We start from the raw sequence: 21,672 nt of genomic DNA, 5'->3' as shown, positions 1-21,672 counted from the left end.
CGTTTCGCACCGGTACCGACGACCCCACCGGGCGGATCGACCCAGAAGCATCACGAGGCGAGGGAAACACCATGTCGATCACTTCGAAGACGGTCTTCGTATCGTTGGCGATCATCGCGGCGACGCCGGTTGCGGCACGCGACGGCAATCATCTCAAACGCGAGATTCCGATTCCGAGCGAAGGTTCGGGCTTCGACTACGTCACCTATTCCGCCGGCAAACTGTTCATCGGCCATCGCGCCGAGGGTCTGCAGGTGGTGGATCTGGCGAACGGCGGCAAGGTTTCACTCGTCGAGAAGACCAAGTCGTCGAACGGGGCCACCGTCGCCCCGGAACTCGATCTCGGCTTCTCCGAGAACGGCGACGGCACCGTCACCGTGTTCAAGCCCTCGGATCTCTCGGTCGTCGAACAGATCAAGGTCGGCGAGGAACTCGATTCGACCCGCTACGATCCGACCACCAAACGCCTCGCGGTCTTCGGATTGCCCGGTAAGGACAAGACCAGTTCGAAGGTGGCCGTCTACCAGATGCCGGAGCGCAAACGGATCGGCGAGATCGATGCGCCGTCGGCCAAGCTCGAGAATTCGGTGGTCGACGGCAAGGGCGGGGTCTTCGTCGCCGCACAGGACCTCAACTCCATCGTCCGCGTCGATCTCGGCACGTTGGCCATCACCGCGTCCTTCGCGGTTCCCTGCAAACAGCCGACCGGCCTCGACTACGACAAGGACGGCAAGCGCCTGATGATCGGCTGCCGCGGCGCCTTCACGGAACCGATGTTCGTGGTGGCCAATGCGGAGACCGGGGACATCGTCTTCAAGGCCCCGACCAGCCCCGGCAACGACGGCGTGGCCTATGACGCGGCCCGCAAGCGCGTCTACGTCACCAACGGCATCGGCGCCCATCTCATCGTCTTCGAGCAGGCCAATCCCGACACCTACACCCTGAACGAGGTGATCGGGACGCGGCCGATGGCCAAGACCATCGCGCTCGATCCGGCGACCGGCGACCTGTTCTCGATCGCCGCGGAGCCCGTCTTCGACGCGACCAAGAAGAACCTCGCCTATATCGCGCCCTACTATCCGAACGGGTTCACCAAGAACACGTTCTCCGTTCTCCAATACGGTCGTCCGTGACGAACGGCGCCGCCGCTCGGTCGTCGGACCCGGCGGCGGCACCGACGGCCGTCGCGGGGCCCGTTCGACGTCATCGGTGACATGAAACTGTGATGGTGCGGCTCTATTGCACGGACGACGGCTCGGCGCCGTTGCGGCCGACCGTCGGTCGACGCGCCGATGCGAGCGACCGTGGTGGAGACTTCATTGTCCGGAGTGCGTGTCGAACATCTCACCAAGGCGTTCGACGGGCGGGTCGTCGTCGACCACATCGCCTTCGAAGTCGGTGCCGGCGAATTGTGCGTCCTGCTCGGGCCGTCGGGCTGCGGCAAATCGACGACGCTTCGGTTGATCGCCGGGCTCGAGGAACCGAACTTCGGGCGCATTCTGATCGACGATGCGGACGTGGTCGCGATGCCGCCCAAAGACCGGCGCATCTCGATGGTGTTCCAGTCCTACGCTCTGTTTCCTCACCTCGACGTCGCCGAGAACATCGTCTTCGGTCTCAAGGTGCGCGGCGTGCCCAAGGCCGAACGCGCGGACCGGTTGATGCGGGTCGTGGCCCTCACCGGACTGTCGGATTATCTCGATCGTAAACCGTCGCAGCTTTCCGGAGGCCAGCGGCAGCGGGTCGCGCTCGCGCGCGCCATCGTCGGCGAGCAGCCGATCTGTCTGATGGACGAGCCGCTCTCCAATCTCGACGCCCAGTTGCGCGGCGAAATGCGCCTGGAAATCCGCGCCCTGCAACAGCGCCTCGGCATGACGATGATCTACGTCACCCACGACCAGATCGAAGCCATGACCATGGCCGACCGGGTGATCCTGATGAAGGACGGCCGGATCGAGCAGAACGGCGTACCCGCCGACCTCTACGAACGTCCGGCGACGATGTTCACCGCGCGCTTCATCGGCGCTCCGGCCATGAACCTCCTGGCACCCCAGCGGATCGATGGTCACGTCGACGAGATCGTCGTCGGCGTCCGGGCCGAGCACGTGCGCCTCGCCCCGCCCCGGGGCACGGATCGTGACGGGGTGGTGGCGAGCGTCGAATATCTCGGTGCGGACACGGTCGTGGCGGTGGTCCTCGCCGACGGCTGCAGTGTCGCCGCACGCCTCCCCGGGCGGGTCGGCGCTCGCGTCGGGGACGCCGTCGGCCTCGCCTGGGAAGACTTCCACGAACATCGTTTCGACGTCGCCAGCGGTCGTCGGCTCGACCAACCACACCCAATCGCCCCACAGGAGCGTGTCCGCGCATGACCCCCACCCGTCGCACCCTGCTCGCAACCGCCGCGACCCTCGTCGCCGGTCTCGCTCTCGCTCCGGCGGCGTCGGCCGCCGAGACCAAGATCACGTTCTATTATCCGGTCGCGGTCGGCGGTCCGGTCACCAAGATCATCGACGGGATGGTCGCCGACTTCGAGAAGGACCATCCGCAGATCAAGGTCGAGGCGGTCTATTCCGGCTCCTACCAGGACACGATCGCCAAGATCCTGACCGCGGCCAAGGGCGGCAATGCCCCGAACACCGCGATCGCGCTGTCCACCGACATGTTCACCCTGATCGACGAAGACGCCGTCATCCCCTTCGACGCGGCCGCCGGAGCCGACGCCCAAGCGTGGTTCTCGTCCTTCTACCCGGCCTTCATGGCCAACAGCCAGACCGGCGGCAAGACCTGGGGCATCCCGTTCCAGCGCTCGACCATCGTGCTCTATTGGAACAAGGCGGCCTTCACCGAGGCCGGTCTCGATCCGGAGAAGGCGCCGGCGAACTGGGCCGAGATGCGCGACTTCGCGGCGAAGCTGACCAAGCGCGACGCAAACGGCAACGTCGTCAGGTGGGGCGTCGAGATCCCGTCGTCGGGCTTCCCCTATTGGCTCTTCCAGGGCCTGACCACGCCCAATGGCGTCGAGCTGATGAACCAGGCGGGCAACAAGATCACCTTCGATGCGCCGGAAGTGGTCGAGGCGCTGCAGTACTGGGTCGATCTCGCCGCCAAGGACAAGGTCCATCCGGCCGGCATCGTCGAATGGGGCACCACGCCCAAGGACTTCCTCGAGGGGAAGACCGCGATGATGTGGCAGACCACCGGCAACCTCACCAACGTCCGCAAGAACGCGAGCTTCCCCTTCGGCGTCGCCATGCTGCCGGCCAAGCAGCGTCGCGGCAGCCCGACCGGCGGCGGCAACTTCTATCTGTTCAAGGGCTCGAGCCCCGAGCAGCAGAAGGCCGTGGTCGAATTCGCCAAGTGGATGACCACCCCGGAACGCGCCGCCCAGTGGTCGATCGCCACCGGCTATGTCGCGGTGTCGCCCGCCGCCTTCGAGACTCCGGCGATGAAGGCCTATCTGGCCGATTTCCCCCAGGCGGCGGTCGCCCGCGACCAACTCACCGTGTCGGTCGCCGAGCTCTCGACCCACGACAATCAGCGCGTCGCCAAGGCGCTCAACGACAATCTCCAGGCCGCGTTGACCCTCGCCAAGTCGCCCGCGCAGGCGATGAAGGACGCGCAGGCCGAGGCCGAACGCATCCTCAAGGACTATCGGTGAACGCCGTCCGCGGCCGCGCCCGATGCGCCCCCGCCGCTCGCGACCGATCCCCAGGGGTCGGCCGCGAGCCCCGTTTCTCGGACCGTCGGAGGGGTGCCGCGCGGTGAGCGACGCCACACCCATCGAGACCGCATCGGCACGCTCCGGCGCACGGCGCCCCGTGCGCCGGCGGGTGTGGCCGCAGTCGATCGAGGCCTGGCTGCTGCTCCTGCCGTCGGTGGTGCTCTTCGCCACCTTCACCCATGTCCCGGTGGTGCGCACCCTGATCGACAGCTTCTATTCGACGCCCAAGGGCGCTCGGCCGTCGCGCTTCGTCGGCCTCGCCAACTACCAGGACATGGCCGCCGATCCGATCTTCTGGAAGGTGATGGTCAACAACGCGATCTATGCGGTCGGTACGATCCCGGCGTCGATCGCCCTCGCGCTCCTGATGGCATTGTGGGTCGACGGCAAGATCGCCGGCCGCGGTCTGCTGCGGATGGCCTATTTCACCCCGACCGTGCTGCCGATGATCGCCGTCGCCGACATCTGGCTGTTCTTCTACACGCCGAGCTACGGCCTGCTCGATCAGATCGCCCATCTCTTCGGCTTTTCGGCCACGAACTGGCTCGGCCATCCGCACTCGGCGCTCGCCGCGATCATGGTCGTGACGGTGTGGAAGGAAGCCGGGTTCTTCATGATCTTCTATCTCGCCGCCCTCCAGCAGATTTCGCCCGATCTCCGGGAGGCCGCGTCGATCGAAGGCGCTTCGCGATCGACGTTCTTCCGGCGGGTGACCTGGCCACTCCTGAAGCCGGTGACGCTGTTCATCCTGGTCAACGCGGTGATCAATGCCTTCCGCACCATCGACCACATCTTCCTGATGACCGGCGGCGGCCCCGACAACGCCACCAACGTGCTGCTGTTCCACCTCTACGAAGTCGGTTTCAAGTTCTGGGACCAGGGTCAGGCGACGGCGCTGACCATCGTGCTGATCGCCATTCTGTCGACCCTGGCGCTGATTCAGTTTCTCGTCGCCGGGCGCGGAGTGCACTATCGATGAAGCGCACGCCCCTCGCTCACGTCGCCCATGCCGTCGACACCGCCCTGGCCTGGACCGTCGGGATCCTGTGGCTGCTGCCGCTGGTCTATGCGATCTGGACGGCTTTCCACCCGCCGGCCTATGCCACCCATTTCGATCTCTCGGCGCCGCTGTCGCTCGACAACTTCCGCCGCGCCTGGATCGCCGCGCCCTTCGCCCGCTATTTCCTCAACACCATCGTTCTGGTGACGGTGATCGTCTCGGCGCAGATCGTGCTCTGCACCATGGCGGCCTTCGCCCTGGCGCGCCTCGAGTTCCGCGGCCGCGATGTCCTGTTCGCGCTGATCCTGTTGCAGCTGATGATCGCGCCGGAGATCCTGGCGGTGGTCAACTACCGCACGATGAAGATGCTCGGCGCGGTCGACACGCTGTGGGGCATCGCGCTGCCCTATCTCACCTCGGCCTTCGGCATCTTCCTCCTGCGTCAGACCTTCAAGACCGTGCCGAAGGAACTCGAGGAAGCCGCCCGCATCGAAGGTTGCGGCACCTTCGGGGTGTTGTGGCGTGTCTATGTCCCGGCGGCCCGGCCGATCTACGTCGCTTATGGCCTGGTCCAGGTCAGCTACCATTGGAACAATTTCCTGTGGCCGCTGATCATCACCAACTCCGTCGAGACCCGGCCGCTGACGGTCGGCCTTTCGGTGTTCTCTTCGGTCGACCAGGGGATCGATTGGTCGGTGATCACCGCCGCGACCCTGATGACCGCCGGTCCCTTGCTCGGCGCCTTCCTGATTTTTCAGCGCCAATTCGTTCAGTCGTTCATGCGGGCCGGCATCCGTTGAGCGGCCACCGTCGCAACGGTCTTCGGCGTGGCGACGCGTGGCGACCGATGGATCGTCGGTCGGGGGCCTGTCCGGGTATGGGGGGCGGTTCCGAGTTGGCGAGCCTGCGCCCGATGACGCAGATGCAGGTCGTCGTTCGGAGAGCGGCCACGCGTTCGACCCTGACCTCGACCCGACCGTCGGCGCGAGCGGGCTCGCCAATCACCGTATTTACGCGTAGTCTCGCAGATGAAATGCGCCGCGGCCCATGGTATGGGAGTGTTCGAGATGCATGTGCTGATCCTGTTGTCGTCGGATAAGAATCGCTGGCTCTATTGGAACATCGACCGGCAGATTGGCCCTGGATCACATGGGGACGACGTGCGGTTCGCGCAATATCTCCTCGTGTATTGGTCGTATACTTTTGAACTGGGTTACGAACTCACGGAAGTGGACGGCTATTGGGGGCCGCGAACCAGTGCGGTCATGCGCGCCATGGAGCAGAATACATTTCGGCGGGTCGTGCACGACGGCTACATCAGCCCGCTTCCCGAACCATTCGATCACCACACATCTGGAAATAAGAATTTCAAGTTGGATGCTCTCTTGGAGAATTACGTCCGCAGAGCGACGGGATTTGGAGTCAATCAGCTCAGCATCGAACGACTCAACGCGGTCATGCGCGGTATCCCCACCGACGGCTATTGCCCACCCGCGCTCGCAGCGGCCCTTCAGAAGGCTCTCAGCCGCACGGACCTCTGAGCGTTCGAGGCGAATGTAGACGGTTCCCTCGGGACACAGCCCGCGGAGAGCGCGCGGTCGCTCGTCGCCGTGGCCACGCGGCACGCGCAATCGGGTTGCGTGTGCCTCGGTCACAGGTATTCCGACGCCTTGTCGGCAACACGGAAAGTCAGGCGCGGTCGTCTTCCTGGGGAGGACTCCGGCCCGAGGCTCCGTTCACTCCGAATTGTCGGTGGGCGAGGCCCTCGGACTTCGATCGGTCTCCGCACATCGACGCCTCGACTCGGGTCTTGCGCTCGATCGAGGCCGAAAGGCGCAATTTTCACGATTTCGAATGCTTCTTCTCAAGTTCCGGCACCGATGATGCGACTCTTGGCCGAGCGACGCCTCGCGAAGTCGCACCCCCTTTTCACCGGAGTCGGATCCGATGTCGTACATGTTCGCGAAGTTCGATCGTCAGAAATCCGCGAAATCGACCGACCTCGGGTCGTCGTCCAGCGAGGAGACGCTGCTCGACCTCGCCGATGGGCTGATCTCCTCTCAACCGGCACGCGGCGTGGATGCACTCGCATCGGCCGTCACGGTCGCCGATGGCTCGGCCTTCGGTTTCGGTCTCGCGGTCGCCGCCACGACGACCACGCTCAAGACGACCACGCCATCGGTCGTCACGGCGTCGACCACCCCGACGGCGACGGCCACGCCGACCGCCACCAAGCTCCCCGCCTGGGTGAGCTCGATCAAGACGGCGGCGATCCAGAGCGACGTCGCCACCGCCGTCGCCGACGGCACGATCACCTACGCCGAACTGGTCAAGGTGTTTTCCGACGTCGCCTCGTCGCTGACCTCGGCGAAGTCGACGCTCAGCGCGACCCAGTTCGCCGATCTGAAGACCCTCGTCGCCGATCTCGCCAACGGCGTCTCCACCTCCGCCTATCTGACGGCGCTGGCCGGTTCGCTGGTCGGCGGATCGAAGGCCAACGCCACCTGGACGGGTGGGGCCGCGACGTCCGTGGCGCTCGGCAACCTCGCCGCCGGGTCGACCGCGACCCAGCTCAACGAGTTGATCGGCAAGTGGTTCCTCGGCTCCGATCTGCCCGCCAGCCGGTTCACGCTGAGCGGCTACGGTACCTATACCGTCTCCTATTCGGCGGTGTCGAAGCCGCTGTTCGCGTCGTCCGGCCCGACCATGAACGACGTCAATCAGGGCTTCATCGGTGACTGCTTCTTGCTCGCCAGTCTGGCCGAGGTCGCCGACCAGAATTCGTCGCTGATCAAATCGATGTTCACCGACAACGGCAACGGCAGCTACGGCGTCAAGTTCTACGTCAACGGCAGTGCCACCTGGGTGACGGTCAATACCAGCCTCGCCAACGGTGGCACCATCTTCAACTATTGCGGCACCGATGTCTGGGCGAGTCTCGCCGAGAAGGCCTATGCCGAACTGCAGACCTCCGGCACGGTGACCGGCAACATCTACAACTACGGCAACAGCTGGACGACGATCGGCAACGGCGGCGCCCCCGAATACGCCCTCGAAGAGATCACCGGCGCCTCGCAGATCACCGACTTCTGCTCGGCCAAGGGGTCCTGGACCTGCAACGTCTACAATTCGTCTCTGAGCCGGGTGGGTTATTCGGCCGGCTTGTCGAACGCTTCGGTCCTGAACACACTGATCGCCGACATCGCGGCCGGCGACGACGTCGTCCTGTCGTCCTACACCAATGCCAGAGATTCCTCGGGCAAGACCACGCTGGTCGCCGGACACGCCATGTCGATCTACGGCTGGGACGGCGCGACCGGCCTGCTGCAGGTCCGCAACCCCTGGGGCACCGAGCCCGGCCAGACCTGGGCGACGACCTTCGAGGTGAGCCTTGCGACCCTGCTCGCCGCCGGCGACGTGATCACCGTCGACAACGTCGGCGCCGGCACGATGGCCACCACGAAGACCTCGTCGACCGGCACGACTTCGACGGTCAAGGCGGTCGCCGATCTGGCGGGCGGAGCGACCGATCCGACGGTCGGTATCTCGCTCGAAGCCACGGCGACACTGTTCGCTCAGTCGATCGCCTCGGTCACCAGCGGCACCAGCTCGACCGCCATGGTGGCGATGTCGCTCACCTCCGTCACGACCTCGACCCTGGCCTCGCCGCTCGGTTGAACGAGAACGCCCCGTCGCCGGCCGCCGGCGGCCATCGCGAGCTCGGAGCGCGTCTTAACCGGGCTCTAAGTGGAATAAGCGATGCTCCCCTCGACACGACAGGGGACGCGTTCATGCACGTCGAAGCGGATCAGGGTGCCTGGGCATTGGCGCTCGCCCTCAGACTGATCGGCATCGTCGCCGATCCCGGAGCGATTCGTCACGCGACCGGTCGATCCGATGCGCTCGACCTCGACGATCTCATTCGGGCGGCACGCGCCTTTCCGGTCAAGGCGGGTCGGGCCCGCTCCTCGATCCGGCGGCTGGCGAAGACGCCGCTTCCGGCGATCGCCCGGCTCACCGACGGCCGTTACGTGGTGATCGGCCGGGTCACGGCGGAGGAGGGGGTGCTCGTTCAGGGCGCTGCCGATCCGGTCCCGCGGCTGGTCCCGTTCGCCGACTTCGAGCGCGAATGGTCGGGCGATCTGATCCTGCTCGCCAAACGCGCCGCGCTCGGTGATCCCGGCCGTCGGTTCGACCTCTCGTGGTTCTGGGGGGCGGTGCGAAAGTACCGGTCGATCTTCGCCGAGGTGCTGCTGGCCTCCTTCGTCGTCCAGCTGTTCGCCCTGGCGACGCCGATCGTGTTCCAGACGGTCATCGACAAGGTGCTGGTGCATCGCGGCTTTTCGACCCTCGAAGTGATGGTCGCCGGGCTCGTGCTGATCGCCGCCTTCGACGCCCTGCTGTCGGGCCTCCGGACCCACCTGTTCAGCCACACGTCGAACCGGATCGACGTCGAACTCGGGGCGCGGGTGTTCGGGCATCTCGTCCGCCTGCCGCTCGCCTATTTCGAAGCGCGGCGGGTCGGCGACAGCGTCGCCCGGGTGCGCGAGCTCGAGACCATCCGCCAGTTCATCACCGGCTCCAGCCTGACCCTGGTGCTCGATCTCGCCTTCGGCACCGTGTTCATCGGGGTGATGTTCCTCTACAGCGCGACGCTGGCGTGGATCGTGGTCGGCAGCCTGCCGCTCTATGCGCTGCTGTCGATCGTCACGACTCCGGCCTTCCGGCGCCGTCTCGACGAGAAGTTCCGGCGTGGCGCCGAGAACCAGGCGTTTCTGGTCGAGAGCGTCACCGGCATCGAGACGGTCAAGGCGATGGCCGTCGAGCCGCAGATGCGCCGACGGTGGGAGGAGCAACTCGCGGCCTATGTCTCCGCCGCCTTCGCCGCCACCTCGATCGGCAACTGGGCGACCCAGTCGGCCAATCTGATCAACAAGTGCGTCGGTGCGGCGACCCTGTTCTTCGGCGCCGGGCTGGTGATCGCCAACCGGCTGACGGTCGGCGAACTCGTCGCCTTCAACATGCTCGCTTCGCAGGTGAGTGGGCCGGTGCTGCGGCTGGTCCAGGTGTGGCAGGACTTCCATCAGGTCCGGCTGTCGGTCGAGCGGCTCGGCGATATTCTCGACACGCCGGTCGAGCCGGCGACCACCGCCTCCGACGATCGGCCGCCACTCGACGGCCGCATCGAATTCGAACGCGTCACGTTCCGCTATGGGATCGATGGACCGCCGGTCCTGCGCGACCTGACCCTCTCGATCCCCGCCGGTCAGGTGATCGGGGTGGTCGGCGCGTCGGGCTCGGGCAAGAGCACCCTCGCCAAGCTGGTCCAACGACTCTACCAGCCGGAGTCGGGGCGGGTGCTGGTCGACGGCACCGACGCGACCCTGCTCGACCCCGCCTGGCTGCGCCGCCAGATCGGCGTGGTGTTGCAGGAGAACGTCCTGTTCAACCGATCGGTCCGGGAGAACATCGCCCTCATCGATCCGGCGATGCCGATCGAGCGGGTGATCGCCGCGGCCCGCCTCGCCGGGGCCCACGACTTCATCGTCCGCATGCCGCGCGGTTACGACACGTCGATCGGCGAACGGGGTGTTTCGCTGTCGGGTGGTCAGCGTCAGCGCATCGCCATCGCGCGGGCGCTGGTCGGCGATCCGCGCATCCTGATCTTCGACGAAGCGACCTCCGCCCTCGACTACGAGTCGGAGAGCATCATCCAGACGAACATGCGCGAGATCGTCGCCGGTCGCACGGTGATCGTCATCGCCCACCGCCTGTCGACCGTGCGCAGCGCCGACCGCATCCTGACCATCGAGGACGGGCGGATCGTCGAAGACGGGAGTCACGACGATCTGGTGGCGAAGAACGGTCGCTATGCCGCCCTCAATCGCATCCAGTCGACAGGCCGCTGAGGAGATCGCTCGATGATGGCCGTCAATCCCGTGCGCCGCCCGCCTCTGCGCCTCGTCGGCACGCCGGAGGAGGCGAGCCTGGAACGCGCCTTTCTGCCGGCGGCGCTGGAGGTGATGGAGACGCCGCCCAATCCGCTCGGGCGCCGGATCCTGCTCGCGGTGTCGCTCGCCGCCTTCGCCGCCCTCGGCTGGGCGATCGTCGGCGAGGTCGACATCGTCGCGGTCGCCTCCGGCAAGATCGTCGCCCACACCCGGACGGTGGTGGTCCAGCCGGTCGAAACGGCGACGATCGAAGCCGTGCTGATCCGTGACGGTCAGACGGTCGCCGCGGGCGATCCACTGATCGAGCTCGACAAGACCGCGGCGCGCGCCGAGCGCGACCACGCCGAAACCGATCTCGTCGCCGCCCGGCTCGACGAGGCGCGCCTCACCGCCTTCCTCGACGGGAACTCCGCCGCCGACTTCTCCACGATCGCGGCCGCGACGGCGAACGACCGGGAGCGGGCGCGGACCCAGCTCGCCGCCCAGGTCGCGGCCCTGGCGGCCCAGGTCGCCGGGCTCGACGCCGAGAGCCGGCAGCGCACGGCCGAACGCGTGTCGCTCGAGTTGACGGTCGACAAATTGAAGCAGACGCTGCCGCTGGTCGAACAGCTCGCGCAGATCCACGGCGCGGCCGCGGCCCTCGGCAACTCGTCGATTCCGCTGAAGCTGCAGAGCCAGCAGCAGATGATCGACATGCGTTCCGAACTGGAGATCACCGGCGCGAAGGTCGCGGCGCTCGACGCGGCGATCGTCGGCATCGCGCGTCGGCGCGAGGCGGCGCTGGCCCAATCCCGGGTCGAGGCAATGAACGAGCGTGCGCGCGCGGTCGACAGGATCCGCATCGCCTCCGAGGCCCTCACCAAGGCGACCCGACGCCTCGACCTCGCCACCCTGCGCGCGCCGATGGACGGCACCGTGCAGCAACTGCGGCCGGCGGCGGTCGGCAGCGTGGTGACGCCGGCCCAACAGCTCCTGTCGATCGTTCCGGCGGTGAGCGGCATCGCGATCGAGGCGGTGCTGGAGAATCGCGACGTCGGCTTCATTTCGGCCGGCCAGTCGGTCGAGTTGAAGATCGATGCCTTCCCCTTCACCCGCTACGGGTTGATGCGGGGAAAGGTGGTGTCGATCGACCGCGACGCCGAGGCGACGGTGGGCGACGGCGCGACACGGGCCGGTGGCGAACGCACCGCCGACCAGACGGATTGGGTCCAGGGGAGCGAGCGGTTGCGCTACACCGTCCACATCGCCCTCGTCGATCCCGGGAGTTTCGAGGTCGACGGGCGTCCTGCGGCCCTGCTGCCGGGCATGGCGGTCAAGGCGGAGATCGCCACCGGGCACCGCCGATTGATCGACTTCCTGCTGTCGCCGCTGCGCGAGATCGGCCACGACGCGGTGCGCGAGCGGTGACACGCGGCGGCGCTTCCGGTGCGGTTCCGCGCGGCCCGGCGGAGGTCACGCCGGGCAGGGCGGAGCGTAGTCCTTGGCCGGCTCTCGGCCGGAGAGAACCCGTAGGACGCCATGGGCGAGCGATTCCAGTTCGTTCTCGCCGGGCAGGACCAGGACCGGGGCGAGGAACGACACCCGCTCGGCGATCCAGCCGGTGAGCAGCGCCGAATGGGCGATGCCGCCGGTGAGCACGATCGCGTCGACGGATCCTGCGACCACCGTTGCCAATTCGCCGATCGATTTGGCGATCTGCTGCGCCATCGCGCGATAGACCAGCTCGGCCTCCACGTCGCCGGCGGCGATGCGTCGCTCGACCTCGACCGCCGAGGAGGTTCCGAGATAGGAGACGAGCCCGCCGCGGCCGTAGAGCATCCGGCGCAAGGTGGCATGGTCGTGGGTGCCGGCGTAGCAGAGGTCGATCAGCCAACGCCGCGGCACGCGGCCGGCGCGTTCCGGTGAGAACGGCCCCTCGTCCTCCGAGACGTTGTCGATCATCCGCCCGCCGCGATGGAGCGACGACGAGATGCCGCCGCCGAGATGGGTGACGATCAGCGTCAGATCGCGATAGGGGCGGCCGATCTGCTCGGCGGCCTTGATCGCCTGGGCGCGCATGTTGAGGACATGGCTCAGGCTGATGCGCGGCAGTTCCTTCAGCCCGGAGAGCCGGGCGATCGGGTCGCGTTCGTCGGCGACCACGGAATCGTAGATGTAGGCCGGGATGCCGAGCCGCCGGGCGAGGTCGTGGGCGATCGGCGCGGCGACGTTGGAGGCGTGTTCGATCACCGGGCGCCGACACAGGATCTCGACCATCGCGTCGTCGATCCGATAGGCCCCGCCCTCGAGCGGCGGCGGCAGCGCGGCGCCGCGGGCGGCGATCGCGTCGAGCGTCTCGACCGCGATGCCGGCTTCCGCGAGCGCGTCGAGCACCGCGCTGCGCCGCATCTCGTACTGGGCGGCGACGGTCGGATAGGTGGCGAGGTCCTCGGCGCGGTGCTCCAGCGAAACGCGGAAGATCTCGCGGGTGTCCTCGTAGACGGCGACCTTGGTCGAGGTCGAGCCGGGATTGATCACCAGGATCCGGCGTGCCTCAGCCATGGACCAGCTCCCGGGTCGCGGCCGCCGCGAGGACGATCGACATCTGCTTGTCGAGGGCGGTGGACGAGCGCGAGGTCATCACCACCGGCACCTTCGCGCCGAGCACCAGACCGGCGAACTTGGCGCCGGCCGAGAACATCAGCGCCTTGACCAGCAGGTTGCCGGCGGTCAGCCCCGGCACCACCAGGAGATCGGCGTCGCCGGCCACCGGGCTGGCGTAGCGCTTCAAGGTCACCGCCTCGCGATCGATGGCCAGATCGTAGGAGATCGGCCCCTCGACGAGGCAGCCGGGGAGGTCGCCGGCGAGGCTGCGGCGCTTGAGTTCGGCCGCATCCAGGCTGTCGAGGTGCTTCGGATTGAGCTCCTCGGCGGCGGCCATCACCGCCACCTTGGGCCGAACGACGCCCATCGCGGCGAGGGCTTCGACGGCGTTGAGGGTGATCTGGTGCTTCTGCTCGACGTCGGGGGCGAGGTTGAGCGCCACGTCGGTGATCGCCAGGAGCTTGTGATAGGTCGGGATCTCCAGCACCGCGAGGTGCGACATGACGCGCGCGGTGCGCAGGCGGCTCGACCGGTCGACGACGACGTGCATCAGCGTCGCGGTTTCGAGCCGGCCCTTCATCAGGAGATCGACCTCACCGACGTGGACCAGGGCCACCGCGCGCCGGGCGGCGGCGGTCGGGTCGGCGACGTCCTCGATGCGGAAACGGTCGGGGCGTTCGCCGAGCCGGCGCAGCAGGATCGCGATCGCCGCGGCGTCGCCGATCAGGATCGGCTCGACGACCCCGTCGCGGACGGCGTCGAGCACCGCTTCGAGGGCGTGGGGGTCGTCGGCGGCGACGACGGCGAGACGGCGCGGGCTGCGCCGGGCCCGGATGTGCTCCAAGAGCTCGGAGAAATGGGCGAAGCTCATTCCGCCGCCTCGCGCACCGGGTGATCGGCGAGCGCGAAGCCCGCCCGGATCGCCGCCTCGTTCGAGGCGAGGAACGGCGCCTTGGCGGCCATCTTGGCGCGCATCGTGCGGATGACGGTGGCCGGATCGAGCGCATGGGTGGCGCCGATGTAGCTGCCGAGGATCACCATGTTCGCCGCCTTGTCGTTGCCGAGGTCGTGGGCGATGTCGTTGGCGGCGACGTAGACGGCCTTGACGTCGTTGCGTCCGACCGCGCGGGTCACCATCGAAGAATTGACGATGATCGTGCCGCCGGGCTTCACCCAGCTCTCGAAGCGGGCGAGCGACGGCTCGTTGAGGGCGATCACCGTGTCGACCTCGGAGACCACCGGCGAGCCGATCTCGTCGTCGGAGATCAGCACGGTGCAGTTGGCCGTGCCGCCGCGCATCTCGGCGCCGTAGGAGGCGAAGAAGGTGGCGTGGAGGTCGGCTTCGGTCGCCGAATAGCCGAGCAACTGGCCGATGAGCACCACGCCCTGGCCTCCGAAACCGCCGACGAGCAAGCTGTTTTCCATGGCGGGGGTCCTCAGATGGTCTTGAAGGTCTTCAACGGGAAGACCGGAATCATCTTTTCGCGGATGTGGTCGAGGCTCTCGGCCGGGCTCAGACCCCAGTTGGTCGGGCAGTTGCTGAGCAGTTCGACGAAGGAGAAGCCGCGTCCGGCGATCTGGTTCTCGAAAGCCTTGCGGATCCCCGCCTTGGCCTTGAGGATGTAGGCGGCGCGATGCAGCGAGAAGCGGGCGACGAACACCGGCGCCTCGAGCTGGGCGATCAGCTCCGCCATGTGCAGCGGGTAGCCCATGGTCTTGGGGTCGCGGCCGTCCGGGGCGGTGGTCGCCTTCTGGCCGACCAGCGAGGTCGGCGCCAGCTGGCCGCCGGTCATGCCGTAGATGCCGTTGTTGATGAAGATCGTCGTGAAATTCTCGCCGCGATTGGCGGCGTGCAGGATCTCGCCGAGACCGATCGAGGCGAGGTCGCCGTCGCCCTGATAGGTGAAGACGATGTTCTCCGGCCGCGAGCGCTTGTAGCCGGTCGCCACGGCGGGCGCGCGGCCGTGGTTGGAGACGACCAGATCGACGTTGAAGTAGTTGGTGCCGAGGGTGGCGCAGCCGATCGGCAGCACCGCCAGGGTCCGCTCCCGGATGCCGAGTTCGTCGATCACTTCGGCGACCAGACGATGGGCGACGCCGTGCAGACAGCCCGGGCAATAGGAACTGATGTGGCCTTCGAGGGCTTCGGGCTTGTGATAGATCATGTTCATGACGCGTCTCCCGGAACCAGCCGCCGGACCGCCGCCGCGACCTCGGCCGGCGACAGGACGTGACCGCCACCGCGGCCGAAGCTCGACACCGTCGCCCGCCGGCCGACGGCGCGCTCGACGTCCTCGACCATCAGCGCCGGCACGCACATCTCGACCGACAACACGTGGCGGACCCGGCGGTAGTCGAGAGCGTCGAAGGCCGCGAAGGGATAGGGCGAGACGGTGATCGGCCGGATCATCCCGACCTTGATGCCCTCGGCCCGCAGCGTCTTCAAGGCGGTACCGGCGACCCGCGCCGCGGTGCCGTAGGCGACCACGACGATCTCGGCGTCGTCGAGCTCGCGGGTCTCGAAGCGCACGTCGTTCGCCGCCCAGCGCCGGTAGATGGCGGCGCGGGACTCCTGGAAGGCCTCGAGCTCGGCGCCGTCCCAGATGATCGACGAAACCACCCGTTTCGGCCGCCCCTTGGCGCCGTCGAGGACCCAGTCGCGGCGATCGGGCCCGTCGTCGCGCATCGGCGGCAGCTCGACCGCCTCCATCATGCCGCCGATCAGTCCGTCGGCGAGCACGATCACCGGGTTGCGGTCGCGGTCGGCATAGTCGAAGGCGGCATAGGTCAGATCGACCGCTTCCTGGACGGTCGAGGGGGCGAAGACCATCACCTTGAAGCCGCCGTGGCCGGGCGCCTTGGTCGCCATCGCGTACTGGTTCTGGCCGGGATAGATGTGGCCGGTGCCGGCGCCGGTGCGGGCGACGTCGACGATCACCGTCGGGACCGCCGCGCCGGCCATGGTCGAGATGCCCTCGGCCTTCAGCGACATGCCCGGGCTCGACGACGAGGTCATCGCCCGGCGACCGGCGCAGGACGCGCCCATCACCATGGCGATCGAGGCGAGTTCGCTCTCGCCCTGGACGAAGACCCCGCCGACCGCCGGCATGCGGCGGGAGAAGTATTCGGGAATTTCGTTCTGCGGGGTGATCGGATAGCCGGCGAAGAACCGGCAGCCGGCCCGTACGGCGGCTTCGGCGATCGCCTCGTTGCCCTTCAGGAATGCGCGGTCCATGGCATCCTCCTCACGCCGCTTCGAGAAGGTCGAAGCTCTCGAGGCCGATCGCCGCCTCGGGGCAGACCACGGTGCAGGTCTTGCACGCCGTGCACTCGCGTTCGTCGAGCACTTCGACCACCCGGTAACCGGCGGCGTTGAGGGCCTTGCCGATGCGCAGTTGCTGCTGCGGGCAGGCATCGACGCAGTAGCCGCAGCTCTTGCAGAGGTCTCTGTCGATCGCGACATGCGTGGCCATAGTCGGTCTCCGGTTCAGGCGGCTTCGTCCCAGGCGGTGACGATCCGGCGGGTGATCGGCAGGACGAGGGATTCGGGCAGGGCGGCGGCGACCCTCGCCGCGAGGGGGGCGGGGGCGGCGACCGCGGCGATCGGGTAGCCGGTCCCCGCGATCAGGCGTTCGACCGCGCGGGCGCCGTCGAGGACGTCGGCGAGGGTGGTGACCGCGCCGAAATTGGGATTGGCGACGACTCCGGTCACCGGCACGCGGGCGGCCCGATCGATCGCCGCGAGGGCGTCGGCCACCAGCTGCGGTTCGGCGAAGATGCGGTAGGGATTGACCACCAGGAAGGCGGCGACGTCGTCGCGCCAGACGTCGGCCATCTGCCCGAGCATGGTCGCGCCCTGGGCGTCGCCGCCGACGTCGACGATCACCCGGCCGCCGTCGTCGCCGAGACGGTCGCGCAGGCCCGGCGGCACGGTGCGGGCATCGAGCTGCTGCTCTTCGCCGTGGACGACGATCCCCGCCGCCCGCATCGCCCCGGCCGCTTCGCGCGAGCGAAACAGGGGCTTGGTCTGGTCGAGATCGAAGAAACGGACCGGGTGGCCGGCGCCGGCGAGGGCGAAGGCGAGATTGATCGCGATCTCGGATTTTCCGGCCCCGGCCTCGCCGAGGAAGACGAAGAGGCGCCGGGGTGGACGGGCCAGTTGCAGAAATGGCGCGTCGGAGGCGCCGGCCTTCTCATTCCTTCGGTTCGAACCGGGGATGTCGAAGGCCATGGGCGCCGCTCCTCATCCCCGACCGGGGCCGACGGCGGCGATCGGTCCGCAGAGGCAGGCGCAGGCGCCGTCCCTCACGGTCTCGATGGTCGCGGCGGCGATGATCGGGGCGTCTTTCACGGAAGACTCCATCGCAGAACGGAACCATCTGTATTTAGCGGGTCTTGCCCCCGAATTTATGCTGTGCTTCGGTCAAACGGCGGATTTGTCGGGATAGGATCTGCGAGAATGGCCAGAACGAAGAACGTTCATTCCGAGGGGGCGCCGACCGAGAAGGCTCCGGCCTACGACCTCATGGATCGCCGGATTCTGTCGGCGCTGCGGCGCAATGGGCGATTGACCATCAACGAGCTCGCAACCGAGGTCGGGCTTTCGTCCTCGCCGTGCTGGACCCGGCTGAAACGTCTCGAGGCGGGCGGTTTCATCGACCGTTACGAGGCGGTTCTGAACCACAAGGCGATGGGCTTCGCCAACGTGGTCTTCATCGAGATCACGCTGAACAAGCACGACGACAAGATCATCGGCGCCTTCGGCGATGCCCTCGTGCGGATACCCGAGGTCGTCTCGGCCTATCTCACGACGGGCGACTACGACTACCTCGTGAAGGTCATCGTCTCCGGGACGGAGCATTACGAGCGCTTCATCCGGGAGAGCCTCTACCGGATTCCCGGCATTCAACACACCCGCTCGACGTTCGGCCTGCGCGCGCTGAAGGAGTCCAGCTCGATCGACCCGCTGCTCCTGCACAGCCATCACGCCGCCGGGGACTGACGCTCGCGCCGCCGGCTCGGGCGAGCGGCGGTGGCAGCTTCGCCCTCGGGGGCGCCGATCTTTCCGCGGCCTTCGAACGCGTCACGCCATCGATGACCTCGTCGTGGGTTGTGCCGTCTGCCGCCGGCGCCTCGCCTCGATCGCCCGCGTCACCAATCGCGGCGGCGTCGAGACCGGGGCGGATCATCGCTTCGACCCTGCACGAGGCGAACGCGTCCGGGCCTGGGCCGAGCAATTCTCGCGGACCGGCGCGGGCGGAGGGCTCGGAGCGTGGTTGCGGACGTGCGGGCTGCGATTGCGGTGCTGCGCCCGACGGCCGAGCGGTCGACGGTCCTTCAGCAGGGGGGAGTGGCGGCGGGCGCCGTCGAGCCCGAATTGGTCTCCACAATTCCTTGCTCGCAGGGAAAATCCGGGGAAATTTCGCGCCTTGCGGCGAGCTCCGAGGCCCGTTTCCTCATGACCGCTTCTGCGCCTCGTCCAACGCCGCCAGACACGGCGACGGCCGGACTTCCTCGGGCGTCGCGCACAGACCGAGACGGGCCAGCGTGCGTCCAAAGGCGGGTTCGGAGGTCAGCACGGCGAAGGGAACGGCGCCGAGAAGGCCAGCCAGGACGGGCGCCGCCCATATCAGGGCGGCAGGCGCCTGCGCCTGGAGCAGCCCGCCGAGCACGCCCCCGAACAGGAGTTGCGGCCAGAGGCCGGACAAGGCCGTGCGCCACGACAGGCGCGCGGCGTCGCGCGCCTGCGCGTCCCAGGTCACGGTGCGCCCGAACATGAGACCCACCATGAAGATCGCGACCCGGAACGCCACGACCGGCCCCAGCAGCACGGAGAACACGAACTCCAGCAATGCTCCACCCAGCAGCCGTCGTGTGCCGCCATAGCGCTGCCGTTCACCGGCGCGACAGAGCACGTCGACGAGCCCCGCCAGCTTCGGCGCCAGACTCATGACGAAGGTCACGACGAACAGCGTCGTGGCGAGCACCGCCGGGAATGGTCCGTCCGGTGTCCCGGTGTCGAACACCTCGAGCGCGGCCAGGATCATGAAGGCGACCCAGGCGAGCGCACCGACATACATCAGCATGGCCCAGGCGATCTGGAACCGGCTCGTCGCGAGCAGGCCGGGCAGGGTGATCAGGCGCCGGTACTGCATGTTGCCCTGGCACCAACGCAGGTCGCGGCGGGTGAACTCGGCGATGTGCGGCGGGTTTTCCTCGTAGCTGTCGATCTCCTCCGGCAGCACGCGCACCTCGAAGCCGGCGCGGCGCATCAACGCCGCCTCGATCTGGTCGTGCGACAGGACATGACCGGCGAGCGGCCCTTTGCCCGGGAGCAGCGGCAGATCGCAATGCGCCTTGAACGGCGCGATCCGGATCACCGCGTTGTGGCCCCAATAGGGGCCGCAATCCCCGGCCCACCAGGACGCCCCCATGGTGTAGGAGCGCATGCCGTGGCGCATGCCGAACTGGAAGATGCGCGCGAAGGGCGAGCGCGACGGCATACCCACGACCAGGCTCTGCAGAATGCCGAGCATGGGATTGGCCTGCATGATCCGAACCATGCGCAGGATGCTCGACCCGCCGAGGAAGCTGTCGGCGTCGAGCACCAGCATCAGGTCGTGGTCGTCGCCCCAGCGTGTCAGGAAATCGCGGATGTTGCCGGCCTTGAAGCCCACGTTGTCGCTGCGACGGCGGTAGTGGAGCCGTGCCTCCGGGCCGAGCGTGGCGCGCCAACCGGCGAAAGCCGCTTCCTCCGCCACGGCGATGTCGGCGTGGGTGGTGTCGGACAGCACGAACCAGGCGAACCCGTCGTCGCAACCGTTGCGCGCCAGATCCTCCCGCATGGTTCGCAAGCGGGCGAACGCGCGCTCAGGGTCCTCGTTGCGCAGCGCCATCACCACCGCGACCCGTGCGGTGATCGGTTCGTCCTCGGCCGCCCGGCACGCATAAGGGTAGACCGACCGGGACGCGTCGCCGCCGCCGTGCAGTTGCCACAGGCCGATCAGCGCATTCCAGAAGCCGAGGATCGTCCAGGGCGTCGAGAGGCAGAAGGCGACGAGCAGGAGCGCGTCGAGAGCCGTGAAGCCACCATGCGCCAGGAGCCGGGCGAACAGCCCCACGAGCCCGACATAGGTCGCCACATTGAGGAGCAGGACGACCGCGCGTCTCAGCCGGAGCTGGCGCGTGCTCTGGACGCCCGTCGGCGTCCTGCCGCCGGCACCGTCGGCGGCCATGAGGCGGTCGTCCGCGATCGTCTCGGTCTCGTTCATGCCGGCCCATCCGGTGGCCGACGCGTCCGGGCGACGCGCCGTGGTCATTCTACACGGCCGACGCAGCGGCGGTTCACGTCGCTTCTATATCAAACCGCGATCTGCTGCTCTAAATGGATGCCTCCCGAGGGCAGTGAGGCGCGGTCCGAGATGGCAGAACCGTCAGAACGATCCGCGGTGCAACTGTGGTGCGTGGCGCCGGGGCGGTACGAGCTGCGACGCGGCTCGGCCGGCGCGATGGCGGCGGACATGTTGACGGTGCGTGCGCTCGCGTCCGCCGTCAGCCGCGGCACCGAGCGCCTCGTGCTCGAAGGCGCGGTGCCCGCCGGCGAATACCGGCGTATGCGGGCGCCCCTCCAGAAAGGCGAGTTCCCCTTCCCGGTCCAATATGGCTACCAGAGCGTCGGCATCGTCGAGGCCGGGCCGGAGGCGTGGCTCGGTCGCACCGTCTTTGCGCTGCATCCGCATCAGGATGTCTATGTCCTGCCCATCGCGTCGGCGATGCCGGTGCCGGCGAACATTCCGCCGCGGCGCGCAACGCTGGCGGCGAACATGGAGACCGCCCTCAACGCCCTGTGGGATGCCGGCGCCGGCCCTGGCGATCGCATCACCGTCGTCGGCGGCGGCGTGGTCGGCCTCCTGGTGACGGCCCTCGCCGCCGCCCTGCCGGGCGCCGATGTCACGCTGGTCGACGTACGGCCGGACCGGGCGGCGCTGGCGCAGGCCTTCGGCGCCGCCTTTGCCGCGCCACAGGCCGTACGGGATGATGCCGACATCGTCTTTCACACCAGTGCGACCGCCGACGGGCTGGCGACGGCGCTCGCGGCCGGCGGTCTCGAGGCCCGGGTCGTCGAGATGAGTTGGTACGGCGACCGCGCGCCGACCGTCCCGTTGGGGGAAGGTTTCCACAGCCGCCGCCTGCAATTGATAGGCTCGCAGGTCGGCCACGTATCACCGTCGCGCCGGCCCCGCTGGTCGCACCCCCGTCGGCTGGCCAAGGCGATGGCGCTCTTGGACGATGCGCGTCTCGACCGACTGATCACGCACGTCGTCCCGTTCGCCGAGGCACCGTCCCGACTGCCGGCGCTGTTGACCGGCGGCGAGGATGCGTTGGCGGTCCTTCTCGACTACGGATAGGGGAACATC

Annotated in this window: 19 protein-coding genes; 11 read left to right on the top strand and 8 right to left on the bottom strand. The window is 67.8% G+C overall.

Going from position 1 to position 21,672, the window contains the following annotated elements:
• Positions 1–71 precede the first annotated feature (71 nt).
• The 9 genes from EYW49_RS07690 to EYW49_RS07650 all read left to right on the top strand — a co-directional run bounded on the left by EYW49_RS07690 (position 72) and on the right by EYW49_RS07650 (position 12,079).
• Positions 72–1,133, top strand: a complete 1,062-nt coding sequence (locus EYW49_RS07690; RefSeq protein WP_131307880.1) for a YncE family protein — start codon at positions 72–74, stop codon at positions 1,131–1,133.
• A gap of 159 nt (positions 1,134–1,292) precedes the next feature.
• On the top strand, positions 1,293–2,369 hold the full coding sequence (locus EYW49_RS07685) for an ABC transporter ATP-binding protein (protein ID WP_131307878.1): 1,077 nt from the start codon (positions 1,293–1,295) through the stop codon (positions 2,367–2,369).
• On the top strand, positions 2,366–3,658 hold the full coding sequence (locus EYW49_RS07680; RefSeq protein WP_131307876.1) for an ABC transporter substrate-binding protein: 1,293 nt from the start codon (positions 2,366–2,368) through the stop codon (positions 3,656–3,658). Before EYW49_RS07685 ends, EYW49_RS07680 begins: the two co-directional genes overlap by 4 nt.
• 160 nt (positions 3,659–3,818) lie before the next feature.
• Positions 3,819–4,700 (top strand): carbohydrate ABC transporter permease, encoded by an 882-nt coding sequence (locus EYW49_RS07675; protein WP_407695467.1) that lies wholly within the window; start codon positions 3,819–3,821, stop codon positions 4,698–4,700.
• Positions 4,697–5,521 carry a carbohydrate ABC transporter permease gene (locus EYW49_RS07670; protein ID WP_131307872.1) on the top strand — a complete coding sequence of 275 codons (825 nt, stop codon included), beginning with the start codon at positions 4,697–4,699 and terminating at the stop codon, positions 5,519–5,521. Before EYW49_RS07675 ends, EYW49_RS07670 begins: the two co-directional genes overlap by 4 nt.
• A 267-nt stretch (positions 5,522–5,788) precedes the next feature.
• A complete protein-coding gene (locus EYW49_RS07665) occupies positions 5,789–6,262 on the top strand; it encodes a peptidoglycan-binding domain-containing protein (RefSeq protein ID WP_131307870.1) in 474 nt (157 codons plus the stop codon).
• Positions 6,263–6,668: 406 nt separating this feature from the next.
• Positions 6,669–8,399, top strand: a complete 1,731-nt coding sequence (locus tag EYW49_RS07660) for a C2 family cysteine protease (RefSeq protein ID WP_131307868.1) — start codon at positions 6,669–6,671, stop codon at positions 8,397–8,399.
• A gap of 113 nt (positions 8,400–8,512) precedes the next feature.
• Positions 8,513–10,630 carry a type I secretion system permease/ATPase gene (locus EYW49_RS07655; protein ID WP_131307866.1) on the top strand — a complete coding sequence of 706 codons (2,118 nt, stop codon included), beginning with the start codon at positions 8,513–8,515 and terminating at the stop codon, positions 10,628–10,630.
• A 15-nt stretch (positions 10,631–10,645) separates the two neighbouring features.
• Positions 10,646–12,079, top strand: a complete 1,434-nt coding sequence (locus EYW49_RS07650) for an HlyD family type I secretion periplasmic adaptor subunit (RefSeq protein ID WP_131307864.1) — start codon at positions 10,646–10,648, stop codon at positions 12,077–12,079.
• A 45-nt stretch (positions 12,080–12,124) separates the two neighbouring features.
• Here EYW49_RS07650 and buk read toward each other — a convergent pair whose 3' ends face one another.
• Genes buk through EYW49_RS07615 form a run of 7 tightly spaced genes read right to left on the bottom strand, consistent with a single transcriptional unit; the run spans position 12,125 to position 17,486 of the window.
• Positions 12,125–13,213, bottom strand: coding sequence for a butyrate kinase (buk, locus tag EYW49_RS07645; RefSeq protein WP_131307862.1), 1,089 nt, complete (start codon positions 13,211–13,213; stop codon positions 12,125–12,127).
• Entirely contained in the window at positions 13,206–14,126 is a 921-nt protein-coding gene (locus EYW49_RS07640) for a bifunctional enoyl-CoA hydratase/phosphate acetyltransferase (RefSeq protein ID WP_131307860.1), read from the bottom strand. Before EYW49_RS07640 ends, buk begins: the two co-directional genes overlap by 8 nt.
• Positions 14,123–14,680, bottom strand: coding sequence for a 2-oxoacid:acceptor oxidoreductase family protein (locus EYW49_RS07635; protein ID WP_131307858.1), 558 nt, complete (start codon positions 14,678–14,680; stop codon positions 14,123–14,125). The genes EYW49_RS07640 and EYW49_RS07635 overlap by 4 nt, the downstream gene beginning before the upstream one ends.
• A gap of 11 nt (positions 14,681–14,691) precedes the next feature.
• On the bottom strand, positions 14,692–15,426 hold the full coding sequence (locus EYW49_RS07630; protein ID WP_131307856.1) for a thiamine pyrophosphate-dependent enzyme: 735 nt from the start codon (positions 15,424–15,426) through the stop codon (positions 14,692–14,694).
• Entirely contained in the window at positions 15,423–16,490 is a 1,068-nt protein-coding gene (gene vorB, locus EYW49_RS07625) for a 3-methyl-2-oxobutanoate dehydrogenase subunit VorB (protein ID WP_131307854.1), read from the bottom strand. The genes EYW49_RS07630 and vorB overlap by 4 nt, the downstream gene beginning before the upstream one ends.
• Positions 16,491–16,500: 10 nt before the next feature.
• Positions 16,501–16,728, bottom strand: coding sequence for a 4Fe-4S dicluster domain-containing protein (locus EYW49_RS07620; RefSeq protein ID WP_131307852.1), 228 nt, complete (start codon positions 16,726–16,728; stop codon positions 16,501–16,503).
• Positions 16,729–16,742: 14 nt separating this feature from the next.
• Positions 16,743–17,486 carry a nucleotide-binding protein gene (locus tag EYW49_RS07615; RefSeq protein ID WP_131307850.1) on the bottom strand — a complete coding sequence of 248 codons (744 nt, stop codon included), beginning with the start codon at positions 17,484–17,486 and terminating at the stop codon, positions 16,743–16,745.
• Positions 17,487–17,714: 228 nt separating this feature from the next.
• Between EYW49_RS07615 and EYW49_RS07610 the strand changes: the two genes are divergently transcribed.
• Positions 17,715–18,257: an Lrp/AsnC family transcriptional regulator gene (locus EYW49_RS07610; protein WP_131307848.1), complete on the top strand. Its 543-nt coding sequence runs from the start codon at positions 17,715–17,717 to the stop codon at positions 18,255–18,257.
• A gap of 454 nt (positions 18,258–18,711) precedes the next feature.
• On the opposite strand, the gene mdoH is transcribed toward EYW49_RS07610, so the two are convergent.
• Positions 18,712–20,526, bottom strand: coding sequence for a glucans biosynthesis glucosyltransferase MdoH (gene mdoH, locus EYW49_RS07605; protein WP_131307846.1), 1,815 nt, complete (start codon positions 20,524–20,526; stop codon positions 18,712–18,714).
• 150 nt (positions 20,527–20,676) lie between these two features.
• On the opposite strand from mdoH, the gene EYW49_RS07600 reads away from it, so the two are divergent.
• On the top strand, positions 20,677–21,663 hold the full coding sequence (locus tag EYW49_RS07600) for a zinc-dependent alcohol dehydrogenase (RefSeq protein ID WP_131307844.1): 987 nt from the start codon (positions 20,677–20,679) through the stop codon (positions 21,661–21,663).
• Positions 21,664–21,672 lie beyond the last annotated feature (9 nt).

The sequence above is a fragment of the Siculibacillus lacustris genome, from assembly GCF_004328075.1.
GTDB lineage: Bacteria > Pseudomonadota > Alphaproteobacteria > Rhizobiales > Ancalomicrobiaceae > Siculibacillus > Siculibacillus lacustris.
Note: the sequence above shows the minus strand (reverse complement) of the source record. Positions and strands in the feature narration are given on the sequence as shown.

Coding starts and splice junctions, on each gene's coding strand:
- EYW49_RS07640 (WP_131307860.1), bottom strand. CDS start 14,126: ATGAGCTTCGCCCATTTCTCCGAGCTCTTGGAGCACATCCGGGCCCGG.
- EYW49_RS07685 (WP_131307878.1), top strand. CDS start 1,293: ATGCGAGCGACCGTGGTGGAGACTTCATTGTCCGGAGTGCGTGTCGAA.
- EYW49_RS07670 (WP_131307872.1), top strand. CDS start 4,697: ATGAAGCGCACGCCCCTCGCTCACGTCGCCCATGCCGTCGACACCGCC.
- EYW49_RS07650 (WP_131307864.1), top strand. CDS start 10,646: ATGGCCGTCAATCCCGTGCGCCGCCCGCCTCTGCGCCTCGTCGGCACG.
- EYW49_RS07630 (WP_131307856.1), bottom strand. CDS start 15,426: ATGAACATGATCTATCACAAGCCCGAAGCCCTCGAAGGCCACATCAGT.
- EYW49_RS07665 (WP_131307870.1), top strand. CDS start 5,789: ATGCATGTGCTGATCCTGTTGTCGTCGGATAAGAATCGCTGGCTCTAT.
- EYW49_RS07690 (WP_131307880.1), top strand. CDS start 72: ATGTCGATCACTTCGAAGACGGTCTTCGTATCGTTGGCGATCATCGCG.
- EYW49_RS07660 (WP_131307868.1), top strand. CDS start 6,669: ATGTCGTACATGTTCGCGAAGTTCGATCGTCAGAAATCCGCGAAATCG.
- EYW49_RS07620 (WP_131307852.1), bottom strand. CDS start 16,728: ATGGCCACGCATGTCGCGATCGACAGAGACCTCTGCAAGAGCTGCGGC.
- vorB (WP_131307854.1), bottom strand. CDS start 16,490: ATGGACCGCGCATTCCTGAAGGGCAACGAGGCGATCGCCGAAGCCGCC.
- EYW49_RS07655 (WP_131307866.1), top strand. CDS start 8,513: ATGCACGTCGAAGCGGATCAGGGTGCCTGGGCATTGGCGCTCGCCCTC.
- buk (WP_131307862.1), bottom strand. CDS start 13,213: ATGGCTGAGGCACGCCGGATCCTGGTGATCAATCCCGGCTCGACCTCG.
- EYW49_RS07610 (WP_131307848.1), top strand. CDS start 17,715: ATGGCCAGAACGAAGAACGTTCATTCCGAGGGGGCGCCGACCGAGAAG.
- mdoH (WP_131307846.1), bottom strand. CDS start 20,526: ATGAACGAGACCGAGACGATCGCGGACGACCGCCTCATGGCCGCCGAC.
- EYW49_RS07635 (WP_131307858.1), bottom strand. CDS start 14,680: ATGGAAAACAGCTTGCTCGTCGGCGGTTTCGGAGGCCAGGGCGTGGTG.
- EYW49_RS07615 (WP_131307850.1), bottom strand. CDS start 17,486: ATGGCCTTCGACATCCCCGGTTCGAACCGAAGGAATGAGAAGGCCGGC.
- EYW49_RS07600 (WP_131307844.1), top strand. CDS start 20,677: ATGGCAGAACCGTCAGAACGATCCGCGGTGCAACTGTGGTGCGTGGCG.
- EYW49_RS07680 (WP_131307876.1), top strand. CDS start 2,366: ATGACCCCCACCCGTCGCACCCTGCTCGCAACCGCCGCGACCCTCGTC.